This is a genomic window from Nostoc sp. KVJ20 (assembly GCF_001712795.1).
GTDB lineage: Bacteria > Cyanobacteriota > Cyanobacteriia > Cyanobacteriales > Nostocaceae > Nostoc.
Window position 1 is genome coordinate 1 of sequence record NZ_KV757562.1, and the last position, 15,368, is coordinate 15,368.

A 15,368-nucleotide genomic window follows, 5' to 3' on the forward strand; every position below is an offset into this window, starting at 1 on the left:
GATTCCCACCAAAAAACATTGCCGCTATCATTGCCGTGGTGATAATTTCTGCATCACTCATTTCACGACGAATATCCTCATCATGTCCAATCGCCTTCAATAGGTCATCTATGACAGAATAGATAGTAACTATTTCATTTAACATATTTCCCTCCTAATTTTCTGTCTGGAGGGATTTTATTGTTTTTATACCCCTATGTCATCTTTCTTGGTATGTAACTAGCAACTTGAGTTATTAGGGATTGAAACGATGCCTCTTGCAGAGATACCGATAACAAAAGATATTGCAATTACTTAAAATCCCTATTAGGGATTGAAACAGGTAGATCCGATTCTTCCGACTCATCCAAAAAGGGTGGCAAATTGCAATTACTTAAAATCCCTATTAGGGATTGAAACAGACATATTCATACCCGGCGACTTATACAACAAAAATTGCAATTACTTAAAATCCCTATTAGGGATTGAAACACACTCCAGCCGATTTGGGCCCACTTTTTTCAGATTGCATTGCAATTACTTAAAATCCCTATTAGGGATTGAAACCTCCTAGTTCTGCTCCTGCTTCTTCTCCTGCTTTGATTGCAATTACTTAAAATCCCTATTAGGGATTGAAACCTATAAGTTTACCGACCGCCAACGAATCAGACAAAAGATTGCAATTACTTAAAATCCCTATTAGGGATTGAAACCACACCTGGACTAATACAATGCCGAAAGCCTAAGCGCATTTGCTGACTTGCTTGTGCGATCGTTTTAGGGATAGAATCTGCTTCCATGTTGGAAAAGTTGAAAAAAGTATGAGAGTGATTCATACTGGAATTACAGCTATTTTCAGTAAAGAGGTTTGTGCAATACCTTAAAATTACTGATTATGCGTTGAAAATTTCCCATGCTATTTGATGCGTTTAAACACCGTAAATCTCCTAAAATAGAATCCATCAAGACTGACCCAACCTGGCGCGTAGGGTGGGGGACAGTTGATGAAAATTATGAAAATATAGCTTGGCGAGATGAAAAAATTTTTGTAATTTTACCACGCAAGGATTCTGGATTTCTGACGGAAAAATTAGCAATCAGTTCTGGAGGACGATTTGTTGTTGTTGGTGATGTTTGGTTCACTAACCAAGTGCAGTTGCTACAAAAGTTGGGAATTGAACCGGATAGCTTTCAAGGAAGTTCTCTGCAACTGGTGGCCAATCTTTGGGAACGATGGGGTAATGAAAGTCTTCGGCTACTTGTGGGGATGTTTGCCCTAGTGATTTGGGATAGAGAAAAACAGGTTTTGAGGTTGGTTCGCGATCGCATCGGTGTTCGTACCCTCTACTACACTACCACTGGTTCAGTTCGTTGGATTGCGCCTCAACTAAGAACTTTATCACCCCATCGGTCATCTGATTTAGATTTGGTGGCGTTACGAGATTATCTTTGTTGTGCATTTATTCCAGGAGAACGAACCCTTTGGGAACAGGTGCGGGAATTGCGACCTGGAACCGTTTTAGAACTTCCCGACTACAAAGTTCAAGCTTATTGGCAGCTTCAAGAACAGATTACAGCAATAGATCAACCCTTAGTATGGCATGGCGATCGCTTGCGAGAATTGCTAAACCAAGTTGTTCAAGAATATTTACCACCAGCAAATGAACCCGTCGGCGTTTTTCTTTCTGGTGGTTTGGACTCTAGTGGTATCACTGCTTTGGTAGCAAAATTCCACAAAGCACCAGTCCACACCTTCTCAATTCATTTTGGTTCGGAATGTCCCAATGAATTAGAATTTTCCAGTCTCGTTGCATCCCATTGTCAGACGCAGCACCACATTTTGGAAATTACTTTTAAGGATATGTGGGAACGTCTACCGGAAACAATGGCCTATTTAGATGACCCCATTGGCGACCCACTGACTGTTCCCAACCTTTTGCTGGGACGATTGGCGAGAGAAAGCGTAGAAGTAGTTTTAAATGGTGAAGGTGGCGACCCCTGTTTTGGTGGGCCAAAAAATCAGCCAATGTTAATTAATAGTTTATATGGCTCTGTTACCAATCAGGATGTATTACAAGCTTATTTAATTTCCTTTCAAAAGTGCGCTGTTGATTTACCGCAACTTTTAAAACCAGAAGTTTGGCAAGCAGTACAAACCGCACCTTGGGTTTTTGAAGAAGATTTATATTCCCAAGCTAGTTATCTCAATCGTTTGATGGCGATGAACATCAAATTTAAAGGCGCTGACCAAATTCTGACAAAAGTGAGTAACTTAACTCAAGCAGCCCTTTTGCAAGGCCGTTCTCCCTTATTTGACCAACGAGTAGTAGACTTAAGCATGGAAATCCCTCCAGAGTATAAGCTGTCTGGAGTGGAAGAGAAAGCGGTTTTAAAACAAGCGATCATAGATATTTTACCAGACACAATTATTCATCGTCCCAAAAGTGGAATGATGGTGCCAGTGCAGTTAGGATTTCGCAAATATTGGCAACAAGAAGCCAGAGATTTATTGCTCAATCGGAATGCAGCTATCACTCCTTATTTAAACCAGTTACCAATTAGCAATTGGTTAAACTATCAAGGAGATACTTGGAGTCGTTATGGTGTGAAGTTGTGGTTGCTTGCTAGTTTAGAAATTTGGTTACAAGTAAATCAAAAAGCGCAATAGTAGTCTGTCAAGTTCAAATTAATGGGGATTTAACCCCAACACAAAACCTGCTGACTGTAGAGTTAGGGGAATTAACCCCCAGACTTTGTTTATGAAAACCCGTAGGTAAATCGAAATCATTAGTACTAATGACAAATGACAAATGACAAATGACCATTGTTGTATGAATATTTCATGACTTATGTCAGCATTTTTTGTTTTAAAAACCACCAAAAACGCGTATTTTCAAGCGATTGGCGGTTTTTTATCAATTTATTCTTGATTATTTACTGAGCGGATATCCATTTCGGGTGTACTCTCAATATACGGTAACTATCACACTCGACCTTTGAGATAAATTACACCCAGAGGTGAATACCATGAAAAATTATGCCCAACAGCAGGAATTTATATTAAGTCAAATCACAAATAAATATTTTCAGCGCCGGGATTTCAGTAGATGTGACTTGAGTGGAATCGATCTGAAAGGAATTGATTTAAGTGGTATTAATTTTATTGGAGCGGATTTGCGTGGTGCAAATTTATCTGGCTGTGTTCTCACTCGTGCTAATTTAAGTGGCGCAAATTTGATGCAAGCTAGTTTACGTGAAGCTAATTTGTATGAAGCATCTTTGTGTGAAGCCAATTTGACTAATGCTGATTTAACACAAGCAAATTTGTGCGGAACTTTCTTATGGCGGGTGAAATTTATAGGTAGTAATCTTTGGGGTGCTTCTCTGTGTGATGTGGATTTGAGAGAAGCAGACTTAAGTGAAGCCAAATTAATTGAAGCATCACTGATTGAAGCTAACTTAAGTTTTGCAAATCTTACAGGAGCAAAACTGTGTGGAGCAAAATTACTAGAAACTAATTTGACTCAGGCCAACTTAACTGGCGCAGATTTGACATGGGCAAATTTAACTAATGCAAACTTGAGTAAGGCAAATCTTTGGAAGACAAATCTGACTTATGCGAAGTTCGGAGATACAATTATGCCTGATGGCACAATTGAGCAACCTCAAATAGTTATTTATTAGTCATTTGTCATTGGTCATTTGTTAGGAGGGAAGAACTTTCTGTTTGCTATAAGAGGATGTTTGAAAAGTCTTCTTGTCGGTATCTAAAGTTTTAGATCCCCCCTAAATCCACGCCACTTGCTCCCCTTAAAAAGCTACGGTGTACACACAAGTCCTAAAAACCTAGCTTGATAAGCATTTCCTCGTTCCCAGTCTCCGACTGGGAATGCATTCATTGAGTCTCTGACTCAATATCTGACTAGAGGCAGAGCCTCTAATCAGGCATTCCTATGCAGAGCATAGGAACGAGATAAACGAGAGAACAACGAGAAATTGATCTTCTTTTGACTTGTGTGTACACCGTAGCCTTAAAAAGGGGGACTTTGACTCCGGTTCCCCCCTTTTTAAGGCAATACAGTTCAGATAAGCCCAAAACACTTGTAGAGATGGCGATTCATCGCGTCTTCAAAGACAAATTATCTACATCAGTAACCTTAACCCAAGCGTATTGGGCTAAAATTCGCGTTTTGAAAAGATCAGAATAGCGATCGCTAATAACATGGCACTATATAGTAAGCCATAGCCAGCATTTGTAATCAGTGCAGTGGTGTCAGGTAGTGCTTGCAGACCATAAACGGCATCATTTTTTAAATCTAATCGAGATAAATCTGGCAAGATGAGAAACAAACCTTGAGTTAGACGTTCCATACCAGGATTACGGCTAAGACGACCAAGTTGTACTAAATCTTGAGTAATATTTCCGATTAAATACACTGCAAAGGTTAAAACAGTTGCTAGCAGAGAAGCAGTAAAAACACCGAAGGTAATTGCCACAGCGGTGATTAATGACAACTGCAAAAATAAGAAAATGGCTGCAATTAGAATACTCGCCGTAGGATGAGGAATATTACCAAATTGCAGAAATACCAGATAAATTGCTGTCATCATGGCGACAAGTACAGCTAGGACTGCGGATAAACCCAAGTATTTGCCGACGATAATTTCGCTGCGACTGACAGGTTTAGCAATTAACACCAAGATAGTGCGTTTTTCGATTTCTTTGTTAACTAGTCCTGTACCAATAAATATCGTGATAATTAACCCGATGGCATTCATCGCCGCCATCCCAAAGTCTAAAAACGTTTTGTCTTCAGCTGTAGCTGCAAATTCAGGAACGACGCGGAAAGCAGTGGCGAGTATTAGGGCATAAAAACCAATAATATATAAAATGCGATCGCGTACCACTTCCTGAAATACATTCTTTGCCAATACAAAAATTCTGTTGTTAGTCATTTGTCATTTGTCATTTGTCATTTGTCATTTGTCATTGGTAATTTGTCATTTGTCATTGGGAAGAGACAGAGGGTAAAAAAGTAATTTTATTATTCTTCCCCCTACTCCCCTGCTCCTCTGCCCCTCTGCCCCTTTCTTCACTGCTGCGGAGGCGGTGTTCCAGCAATAAGTTTACTGGCGCGATCGCATTCAATTTCTGCAACTGTAATCTTATTCTCTGAATTATTGCCTACTGCAACTGGTTCAATGCGACAAGATTTTTTCAAGTAATATCCCCGTGGGTTAGAACTTGGTCCTATCCAAATACTTAGTAAATCTAATATATATCCAGATTTAGTATTAGCTACACGCGGTTCAACGCGCCATAGTTCCTTCTCTTCATATTTAGCTAGGTTTTTTTGAATTACTCCCCTACCCAAAGCTCCTACCCGCTGTCTCGCTTCTAGCAACCATTTCTCTACTTCCGACCAAGGTGTTTCAGCTATCTGTTCTACTACTATTGGTTGAAGTTCCTCTAGAATTACAACGCCATTTTTGGGAATTTTTACTTGTTCTTCTGTTCTGACAACAAAGGTACTACGTTGAAAAGTATCTGCTTGCAAACTGGGATATTGTTGTAACCAATTATCCATTACAAAATAAAACTGAATCCAGCAACTTAGTAGCATACTACTAGCAACCAAAACTATGATTTTTTGGCGGTCTTCTGGCTTAGGAATGCGAGCTTTAGCGTCGGTGTCAGTTCCTTCAATAAATTCTGGTATTGCCGTAATTAGCGCTGAAATTGTCGGCCAAAAAATGATTGTTCTGGGTGTAATTACATCCTCTTGACTTCCAAAAGCAAAAACACTCACTAAGAATCCAGTGATTACCGCCCCGACTGGCATAAAAGTACCAGGAACTCTCAAAGGATCTTCAGTTGTATACCAAGCTGTGCCGGCAATTAAAAATAACCAACCAAAAAAGGCAATTATATCTTTGATATAACCTGTGGCAAAATATGAAAGTACCCAAGAAAAAACACTCATATAAATAAATGTCTGCCAAGAATAAGCTTTGGGGGGAACTAATACTTTTCTGATTCCCGCATAAAGCCCTTCGGCAAATTTAAAAATCCCAAATACATCTTTAAGTAGCGTATTCATTTTCTCCCCACACCTGATTAATAAATCACTAATCTTCCTCTGAATTAAACAAGCAAACTCTTGCTATTTTGAGCGAAATAATAAAATAATGGTTATCGCAGTATAGCTCAAAGAATTGGCTATCAATATAGTAGTAACTAAATTAGTATTTTGTAATTTAAGGCTGCTAAACCGACGCCATCGCTGCCGCTGAGATGTTTTTGGCTCCTCTTCTTTTTTAGCTAGTGGGTCATTTAATAATGATAGTAGCAAAACCTTTAGAATAAAAAATTTCATCAGAAAAGTAGTAAAGAAAATTATACAGGCTGTTAAGATAATTAAAGGTTGTGTATTGGGCGATTTAAAATTATTAAAAAACATATAATTAATTAATTCTGATTTCAAATTAATTGGCAACATTGGTTCTGATACAAAAAATATGAACCAACCAATTACACTAGAAAACAGATTGATAGAAATCGCATAAAAAGTACTGGACTTTTTGTCAAATTTTAGTCGAAAGTGCAAAACATACGCTTCGATGGGGATGGCAATCAGTACAAATAAAAAGTCAAACAGAATTCCACCAATGGGAAAAATCCTGGGAAGCATCCAATTTTCAGGCATAAATGGTCAAAGGTAAGGGTTAACTGTTGAGAGTATAACTGGGATAGTGAGGGTGATGGGGGAAATTATCGCATTGTTCTTGTCCTTTACTATGCTGGTGTGTCAGTAGTCATTTATTGATATTTTTAATACATCAAGCTGATTATGTACGAATGCGCTAGAGGGGCAGTTTCTAAGATGAGAGTACAAGAGGTTAGGTAAGATTAAAGACTGCCATAGTTATAGCTTTTCGAGAGATGACAAGGAACGGTATCGGTATTCGCACGGCGCAAGTGCGTCAGGAACGGCTCATTGGACAAATTCACGTCTATGATGGCTTGGGTAAAGGTAAGTCCCAAGCGGCTTTAGGGGTGGTTTTGCGCTCCATTGGCTTGGGGATAAATACGCCTAGCAATTCTAACCGCGTTTTACTACTGCGGTTTTTAAAAGGGCCAGAACGTGATTATGACGAAGATGGGGCGATCGCAGCTTTGCAGCGCGGGTTTCCCCATTTAATTGACCAGGTTCGCACTGGGAGAGCCGAATTTTTTGGCCCAGAAGAAATTACCACATTTGACCGAGATGAAGCGATGCGGGGTTGGGATGTCGCCAAAGGTGCGATCGCTAGTGGTTTATATTCAGTTGTCGTTTTGGATGAAATTAACCCCGTTCTGGATTTAGGTTTGCTACCTGTGGATGAAGTGGTAAAAACATTAAAATCCAAACCCCAAGAGTTGGAAATCATCGCCACCGGACGCGCTGCACCGCAAAAGTTACTGGATATTGCAGATTTGCACTCAGAAATGAAACCTCATCACCACCCAACAGCTAAAGCCCTCTTCCTGGAAGGGATTGAAATTTATACTGGTGCTGGTAAGGGCAAATCTACTAGTGCTTTGGGTAAAGCCTTACAAGCTATTGGTAGGGGAATTAATCATCCTGGGTCTACCCGTGTGTTAATTATGCAGTGGCTTAAAGGTGGTAGTGGCTACACAGAAGACGCTGCGATCGCCGCCTTACAGCAGTCATATCCAGAAGTGGTAGATCATCAGCGCTGCGGTGGAGATGCCATCGTCTGGCGAAATTCCCGGCAAGAATTAGACTATGTAGAAGCCGAACGAGGTTGGGAAATTGCCAAAGTTGCGATCGCCTCTGGGTTGTATAAAACTATTATTCTCGATGAACTCAATCCCACCGTTGATTTAGAATTACTCCCCGTAGAACCCATTGTTCAAGCTTTACTCCGCAAACCCCGCGATACCGAAATCATTATCACTGGTCGCTGCCAAAATCCACCCGCATACTTCGACTTGGCTAGCGTCCACTCAGAGGTTTATTGCCACAAACACTATGCTAATCAAGGTGTAGAACTGAAACGGGGGGTAGATTTTTAGGCGTTGCTGATTAGTTGATATGCTAGATTCTCTAAGAGAATAACAAATTTGTTTACCAAAATGGTAAACTTATATTAGTATAGCAACGCATGGAAATCACCTTCGCTGACCGCAAACTGCAAAACCTATGCGAACAACAAAACTTAGCACAAAGAAAATTGGGTGCAAACTGTGCCAAGAAATTGACAACCCAGTTGGCTATTCTTGGTGCTGCTAGTTGTGTCACGGAATTAGTTATAGGTCATCCCCATCCCTTAAAAGGAGATCGGGCAGGTGAATTTGCAGTAAACCTAGAAGGTGGTAAACGACTTGTATTTAAGCCAGACAACGACCCCATCCCTCTTACCGAGGATGGAAGCATTGATTGGTCAAAAGTCACTGCTGTTTGTATTGTTTTCATTGGAGATTACCATGACTAAGACAACCCGTCCCTTTACTCCAGATTGGGTATCTTCTCCCGGTGATGCCATCGCTGATTTATTAGAAGAGCGTGATTGGACACAAGCACAATTAGCAGAGCGTTTAGGCTACACCACAAAACATATCAGCCTACTGATCAATGGCAAAGCACCAATCAATGAAGAAACAGCCCTGAAGCTAGAACGGGTTATGGGTAGTACAGCAGCATTCTGGCTCAGATATGAAGCTCAATATCGCGCCGCTTTGGCAAAGAAAGAAGAAGAAAACCGTTTAAAGGAGTGGACATCTTGGTTAGATCAGTTACCAGTCAAAGACTTGATGAACCAAGGTGTAATTCCTAAGTGCCGTTTAATTGATAAGAATAAGCCTAGTTTGGTAAAAAAGTTACTGCAATTTTTCGGTGTTGCCTCGCCGGAAGATTGGCAGAATTATTATGCAGGTATGGAAGTTGCTTTTCGTCGGACACGCAAAGAGCAAAGTGATGTTGGGGCTATTTCCACTTGGTTAAGGTTGGGGGAAATTAGAGCAGAACAACTAGATTGTCCCAAATACAATAAACCAAAATTTGAAAAGGCTGTGCGGGAAATTCGCACTTTGACGATGTTACCGCCAGAGGAGTTTGAACCACAGATGCAAAAGCTGTGCTGGGAAGCAGGGGTTGTGTTTGTTTTAGTACCATCAATCAAGAAAGCGCACGTTAGTGGTGTTGCCCGGTGGTTAAACCTGCATAAGGCGCTGATTCAACTTTCGCTTTACGGTAAAACCAATGACCGCTTCTGGTTTAATTTTTTCCATGAAGCAGCACATATTTTGCTACATGATAAGGAAAATATTTTTCTTGATGAATGGAATAGTGGGGAAAGTTTGAAATCGGAGCAGGAGAGCGAAGCAGATAAATGGTCGCGGGAATTTTTGATCCCACCTGAGTATGAGGGGGAATTAGCGAAGCTTAAATCTAAAAATGATGTGATTTATTTTGCAGAACGCATCAATATTAATCCTGATATTGTTGTAGGTCGGCTGCAACACGATCGTCTAATTGATCCGTCTTGGATGAATGATTTAAAAGTGGGTTTGCATTTTCAAGACATAGAAATGAGCAGACGATAATACAAACCGTTACGTTGAAAATAAACTGAAAATGTGTGAATTTTGGCGCATTAGCGGGAATTTTGACTTGTGGGTATTAAAATATCTTGCACAAAGCGATCGCGTCCTGCGGCCTTTGCTTGATACAACGCCCGATCCGCTACTGCAATCATTTCTTCCAAGTCAGAATCGGACTGAGGAATTTCTGTTGTAAACCCGACACTAATAGTTACATGAGGACTAGCTTGGGAATTTTGATGAGGAATTGCTAGTGTTCGGACAGTATGACAAATTTTATCAGCAACATAAGTCGCCCCCTCCGTATCTGTGTTAGGTAAGATCACAGCAAATTCTTCCCCACCATAACGCGCAAGGAGGTCTCCAGGACGTTTAATAATATCTTTGATGGCTTGAGCAATTTTCTGAAGACAGCGATCGCCTACCCGATGCCCGTATGTATCATTATATGATTTGAAGAAATCAACATCGCAAAGAATCAAAGAGAGCGGCAGTTGCTCCCGTTTCATCCGCTGCCACTCTTGGTTAAAATACTCTTCAAAGCGTCGGCGGTTAGCTACTTGAGTTAATCCATCGATAGTAACTAATCGCTGCAATTCCAGATTAACGGCTTCCAGTTTTTGCTGTAACTGAGATTGCTGAATCAAACGTTTTACCCGTTGTCGCAAAACTGGCCAGTGAATCGGTTTGGTAACATAATCCATTGCCCCCACTTCAAATGCACGGTCAACTGACTCTTGATCTTCAAGTCCTGTAATCATTAAAACCGGAGTGTGCTTGCTACGATCAAGAAGCTCCAATTGAGTACAACACTCGAACCCATCCATATCCGGCATTATGGCATCAAGGAGTACTATATCAGGGTGCAGTTGCTTAAAAGCGGTTAAAGCCTCTATGCCATTTTGAGCTTCTGCTATTTTATACCCTTCCCGCTCTAAGAAATGCCGCAATATCAAGCGAATAAAAGGTTCATCATCAACAATTAGAACTAAAGATTGACTTTCTGGAGCATTGGCTTTCATGGTACTTCCTTCGCAAGTTCTTTTTGTAAGGCAGTTTTAACTTGTTCATATTCCTGGTATAGTTGTGAGAGCAATTCTCGGCTGTTTTCTAAGTTACTGCTGCGTCCCTGTACTTCTAACACCTTGCAAAGCTGCGCTAAGTCCATCGCTCCAACAGAAGCACTGCTGGACTTTAGTTTGTGGGCTGTTTTCCATATAGTCTTGGTATCCTGAGTTGTGATAGCTGTGCTAATATCTTGCACCAGTCTCGGTGTTTCTGTAAGATAACACTCAATTAGTTCAACAAATGCCACACGATCTCCTCTGACCATATTCCGCAACGATTGGAGAACTTTGGCATCAATTTTGGCACTTTTTAATGTCTGGTTTTCCCCTTCCTGTAGAACATTTGGTGAAAGTTGCAATTCTAAAGACATCACTTTCCCTTGTGTTTCTGTGGAAGTGAATTCAGAACTTCTTTGAGGTGGACATTTGCTGAGTGCCTGACCCAATTCTTGCAGCTGAATAGGTTTACTCAGGTAGTCATCCATACCAGCAGCAAGACATACTTCGCGATCGCCCCGCATTGCATTGGCAGTAATGGCGATGATATGAGGACGAAAACCTACTTCCCATTCTTGACAAATTCTCCGAGTTGCTTCTAACCCATCCATTTCAGGCATGTGGACATCCATCAACACTAAGTCATAGGACTGTTTTTGCAAAGCCTTGAGCACTTCTAGTCCATTGGTGACGACATCTGCTCGATAACCCATTTTCTGTAGCATCAGTAGAGCAACTTTCTGATTGACAACCGTATCCTCTGCCAAAAGAATCCGCAGTGGCAATCGATGGGCTAAATGCCGGTCAACCAAGGGAGAATGAGAAATACTGGCTTGGATCGGCTGATTACCCAAAATACGGGTAATTACATCGTATAGTTGCGACTGTTTGATGGGTTTGCTCAAAGAGGCAGCAAACTGGACATCATTAAAGTCAGAAAAAGTTTCTACTCTACCCAAAGAAGTCAGAATCACCAAAGGTAGATTTTGACAACCAGATTGCTTGCGGATTTGACGAGCTAGGGTAATCCCATCCATTTCCGGCATCTGCATATCTAAAATGGCAATATCAAACTGCGTTCCCTTGGCAAGTTCAGCTAAAGCTTCTTTACCAGATTTGGCAGTATAAGTTTCCATTTTCCAAGACTCAGCTTGCAATCTAAGAATTTGGCGATTGGTGAAATTGTCATCCACAATCAACAGTCGCTTGGATGCAAGCTGTACTGGCGAAGTGCTTAATTCAGCTTGTTCTGACTGAGCAGCTACTTTGGTAGTAATGGTGAAGTAAAAGGTTGAACCTGGGGAAGAATCAGGAGATGTTGAAGAAAGCAGCTTTTTTGATAATTGTCCATTTTCCCATCTAGGGCTAGGATTGCCACCGACAAACCCCTGGCTTTCTACCCAAAGAGTGCCACCCATCATCTTACTGAGCCGCTTGCTGATGACCAATCCTAGCCCTGTGCCGCCATATCGTCGAGTCATGGAGACATCAGCCTGAGCGAAGGGTTGAAATAACCGCTCTATCTTCTCTGGTGCGATGCCAATACCTGTATCTTTGATGGCAAATTGAATTTGGACTGGGGACTGGTTACTGGGGACTGGGGACTGGGAAGAAGTTTCCTCCTCATTACCCCTAATCCCCAATCCCCGATCCCCAGTCCCCAATCCCCGATCCCCAGTCCCTAATTCAACAAAGAGTACCACTTCTCCGTTTTCAGTGAACTTAATGGCATTGTTGAGAAGATTCATCAAGACTTGGCGCAGACGTGTCATATCGCCGATGATTTGAGTCGGAACTTGCGGCTGAATTAGGTAAGCTAACTCGATATCCTTTTGAACAGCTTTCGGGGCTAATAGCGAAATAGCCTGCTCGACACAAGCTCTCAAATCAAAAGGCTGTTCCTCTAATTCCAGTTTGCCAGATTCAATTTTTGAGAAATCTAGAATGTCGTTGATGATGGTGAGTAAGGCATCTCCACTACTGCGAACTGTTTCTACAAAATCTTGCTGTTGAGGCGTGAGTTCAGTATCCAGCAATAGACCTGTCATGGCAATAACAGCATTCATTGGAGTCCGAATTTCGTGGCTCATCATCGCCAAAAACTCACTTTTTGCCCGATTCGCGGCTTCTGCTTGACGTTTTGCCCGTTCCAAGGCAAAGTTTTTCAAGGTAAGTTCTTCACGTCGGCGTGTTTCTTGTTCCAGTAAGTGAGCTTGTGCTAGAGCAATACCCAGTTGAGCCGCCACTGCTTCTAGTAATTCGATTTCCTCTTGTGTCCACTGGCGAAAATAGCTGCATTGGTGTAAGCCGATCGCACCATTGGGTTTTCCTTGGTAGGAAGTGCGGATTGATAGCATAGACTTCAACCCAATTTCTCGGCAGATCGGTTCAGCCGCCTGGAGTAAAGGATCAACATACACATTTGGAGAAGCGATCGCTATTTCTTGTGCCATCATCTGCTCTGCATGAGGATTGTTGGTCATGGGAATTTCCAATTTCAACATGGAGCAGTAACCAGGAAGTATATTATACTCTGCTACTAAAGGAATTCTGGGTGTAGGGTCGCTAATGTAAGAGTGAATCAAACACCGTTCAGCCCCAAATGCTTGTCCAATTTGGGTAGCAGCCGTCTCAAAGATTTTGCTGGCATCAAGACTTTGACGAATTTCTTGAGTAATTTGTTCAAGTAATAAGGTGCGATGCAATTGCCGTTGCAGTGCCTCTTTAGCTCGTTTGTTTTCGGTGATATCGTGATTGATGCCAACAGTGGCAACAGTTTCTCCCTGTTCATCCTGTAAAGAGATTACGGTTGTTTCGCAAATTCCCTCACTACCATCTTTGCGAATAAAGTGTATTTCCCCTGACCAGCGTCCTTGCTGGTTGACTTTTTCCAAGATTTTGGTGCTTAAGGTTGCAGCGACTTCCGGCTGATGCAAAAAACTAGGATGTTTAGCCAAAACCTCGGCTTTAGTATAGCCAAACATACTTTCAGCAGCAGCATTCCAGTCAACAATATTTCCGGTTAAATCTGTGATAATGACGCCATCATGCATGTTTTCAAAGGTGAGGGCTTGCCGACGCAGGCTAGCTTCAGCTTGCTTGCGTAAGCTAATATCTGTCTGAATGCCAATGAAGTGGCTTAACTTCCCATTTTCGTCATGGATAGGAGAAATACTCAATTCATTCCAGAATAAAGTACCATCTTTGCGATAGTTGCGGAGAACAACTTTGCAACTTGTTCCAGCTTGAATAGATGACCGCAATTCATTAAGTGCTGATTGCTGGGTATCTGTGCGTTGCAAAAATCGACAGTTTTGCCCAATCACATCAGTAGCCTTGTAGCCTGTTATTTGCTCAAAGGCGTGGTTGACGTAAATAACCGGAGTATAAGAGAGCCTAGCATCGGCAATAATAATTCCATTACTGGTGGCAGCAAGTGCCCTCTCCCTCAGTCTCAAAGTTTCTTCAACCAACTTCAAATCAGTAATGTCAAACATAAACCCTCTCAGCATAGTAGGAGTTCCTGCTTCCCGAACTACGCTAACAACATCTCGCAACCAAATAACTCGCCCGTCAGCTGCTAACATCCGGTATTCTAATTCGTGATTCTGACACTTAGCAGTTGCTTCTTGACAAAAACGAATAGACTTTTCCTTATCATGTGGATGCAGATGATTAACCCAAAAATTTTCCTCGTACCACTCTGCGATCGGATATTTTAGTAATTCAACCGCTTGCGGCCCAACATAAATAAATCGCCAAGTCTTCAAGTCTAATTCCCAAGGGATGACTTTGACAGTTTCCAACAACTGCCGCAAACGATTTTCACTGGTGCGGAGGGCAATTTCTACCTGTTTTTGTTCAAAAATCCTGTGAGTTAATTCCTGATTTATTGCTGTTATTTTTTGGTTACTTGCTTTCATTGCCAGGACACAATAGATTGATAATATCAAGGCGATAAAAATCAATAAGCCCGCAATAAATACTACTTGTATTAATAACCACGGAGTTTGGATTAAAAGTCTCTGCCAGAGTAGGACTACAGAGATTGAAAAGAAAATTCCTAGCAACAGCACTAGTAACTCTCGTTTACGGAAAAATTTCACAGCTTTGAACCAGTCATATCGCTGCTGTTTGATCACTTATTAACCCTCCAGCACTTTCAGGGCTGATCAGAGAAGTCAGGAGGCAGAGAGTAGGAGGAAAGAATTATGAATGAAAACTTTAGTTCTGGGTTATTACCCAGCTTAAAAAGAAGAATTGTATCTCGCGCTATGCGTCTTGATACAAAGCGCCTAGGCGAGGCATTTCGCCTCCTGTCTTGCTTCAATCCCACGCTTTTAAACGTAAGTTACTTCTGACTCCTGCCTTCTCCCTCCTGAATGCACTAACTTTTACTTTTAAGTAATCTAAAATATCAATAGCAAGGGGATAATTACCGAATTTATTTTTAAGTAGAATATTTATATATAAGATTGTTAGAAAAGCTTAATAATTTCTGGTTATAATTAGCATTTTTTTGAGAGCCGCAAATTGTCCGCACTTGGTTTCTCTATGAGACGCACTCGCGTTCCCTAATGTGCCACTGATACGAATAAAGGCTTATACCAATTTTTTATGAAGCTGCATATAATTCGATCCCCCCTAGCCCACGCCAGTCGCTCCACTTGGGAGAAGACCGCGCTGGCTCCCCTTAATAAGGCTACGGTGTACACACA

10 protein-coding genes and 1 CRISPR repeat array are annotated in these 15,368 nt (G+C 41.4%); of the genes, 5 read left to right on the forward strand and 5 right to left on the reverse strand.

Annotation, left to right across the window (positions count from 1 at the left end; all coding sequences use genetic code 11):
• Positions 1 to 212: 212 nt before the first annotated feature.
• A CRISPR array of direct repeats spans positions 213 to 692; the repeat unit is 37 nt; unit sequence ATTGCAATTACTTAAAATCCCTATTAGGGATTGAAAC.
• A gap of 200 nt (positions 693 to 892) precedes the next feature.
• The gene (locus tag A4S05_RS04620) at positions 893 to 2,647 is read left to right on the forward strand and encodes an asparagine synthetase B family protein (RefSeq protein ID WP_069068657.1); all 1,755 of its coding nucleotides are present in this window, start codon (positions 893 to 895) and stop codon (positions 2,645 to 2,647) included.
• Positions 2,648 to 3,006: 359 nt separating this feature from the next.
• A complete protein-coding gene (locus tag A4S05_RS04625; RefSeq protein ID WP_069068658.1) occupies positions 3,007 to 3,663 on the forward strand; it encodes a pentapeptide repeat-containing protein in 657 nt (218 codons plus the stop codon).
• A gap of 492 nt (positions 3,664 to 4,155) precedes the next feature.
• On the opposite strand, the gene A4S05_RS04630 is transcribed toward A4S05_RS04625, so the two are convergent.
• From A4S05_RS04630 to fraC, 3 genes are all read right to left on the reverse strand, one after another.
• Positions 4,156 to 4,935, reverse strand: coding sequence for an ABC transporter permease (locus A4S05_RS04630; RefSeq protein ID WP_069068659.1), 780 nt, complete (start codon positions 4,933 to 4,935; stop codon positions 4,156 to 4,158).
• Positions 4,936 to 5,072: 137 nt separating this feature from the next.
• Entirely contained in the window at positions 5,073 to 6,080 is a 1,008-nt protein-coding gene (fraD, locus tag A4S05_RS04635; protein WP_069068660.1) for a septal junction protein FraD, read from the reverse strand.
• Positions 6,081 to 6,143: 63 nt separating this feature from the next.
• On the reverse strand, positions 6,144 to 6,686 hold the full coding sequence (gene fraC, locus A4S05_RS04640) for a filament integrity protein FraC (protein WP_069068661.1): 543 nt from the start codon (positions 6,684 to 6,686) through the stop codon (positions 6,144 to 6,146).
• A 236-nt stretch (positions 6,687 to 6,922) separates the two neighbouring features.
• On the opposite strand from fraC, the gene A4S05_RS04645 reads away from it, so the two are divergent.
• The 3 genes from A4S05_RS04645 (at position 6,923) to A4S05_RS04655 (ending at position 9,589) form a co-directional block, all read left to right on the forward strand.
• Positions 6,923 to 8,059 (forward strand): cob(I)yrinic acid a,c-diamide adenosyltransferase, encoded by a 1,137-nt coding sequence (locus A4S05_RS04645; protein ID WP_069068662.1) that lies wholly within the window; start codon positions 6,923 to 6,925, stop codon positions 8,057 to 8,059.
• 89 nt (positions 8,060 to 8,148) lie between these two features.
• Positions 8,149 to 8,478 carry a type II toxin-antitoxin system RelE/ParE family toxin gene (locus tag A4S05_RS04650; RefSeq protein WP_069068663.1) on the forward strand — a complete coding sequence of 110 codons (330 nt, stop codon included), beginning with the start codon at positions 8,149 to 8,151 and terminating at the stop codon, positions 8,476 to 8,478.
• The gene (locus A4S05_RS04655) at positions 8,471 to 9,589 is read left to right on the forward strand and encodes a helix-turn-helix domain-containing protein (RefSeq protein ID WP_069068664.1); all 1,119 of its coding nucleotides are present in this window, start codon (positions 8,471 to 8,473) and stop codon (positions 9,587 to 9,589) included. Before A4S05_RS04650 ends, A4S05_RS04655 begins: the two co-directional genes overlap by 8 nt.
• 50 nt (positions 9,590 to 9,639) lie before the next feature.
• Here the strand turns inward: A4S05_RS04655 and A4S05_RS04660 are convergent, their stop codons facing one another.
• Positions 9,640 to 10,608: a GGDEF domain-containing protein gene (locus tag A4S05_RS04660; protein ID WP_069068665.1), complete on the reverse strand. Its 969-nt coding sequence runs from the start codon at positions 10,606 to 10,608 to the stop codon at positions 9,640 to 9,642.
• Entirely contained in the window at positions 10,605 to 14,792 is a 4,188-nt protein-coding gene (locus tag A4S05_RS04665) for a PAS domain S-box protein (protein ID WP_069068666.1), read from the reverse strand. Before A4S05_RS04665 ends, A4S05_RS04660 begins: the two co-directional genes overlap by 4 nt.
• Positions 14,793 to 15,368: the final 576 nt, after the last annotated feature.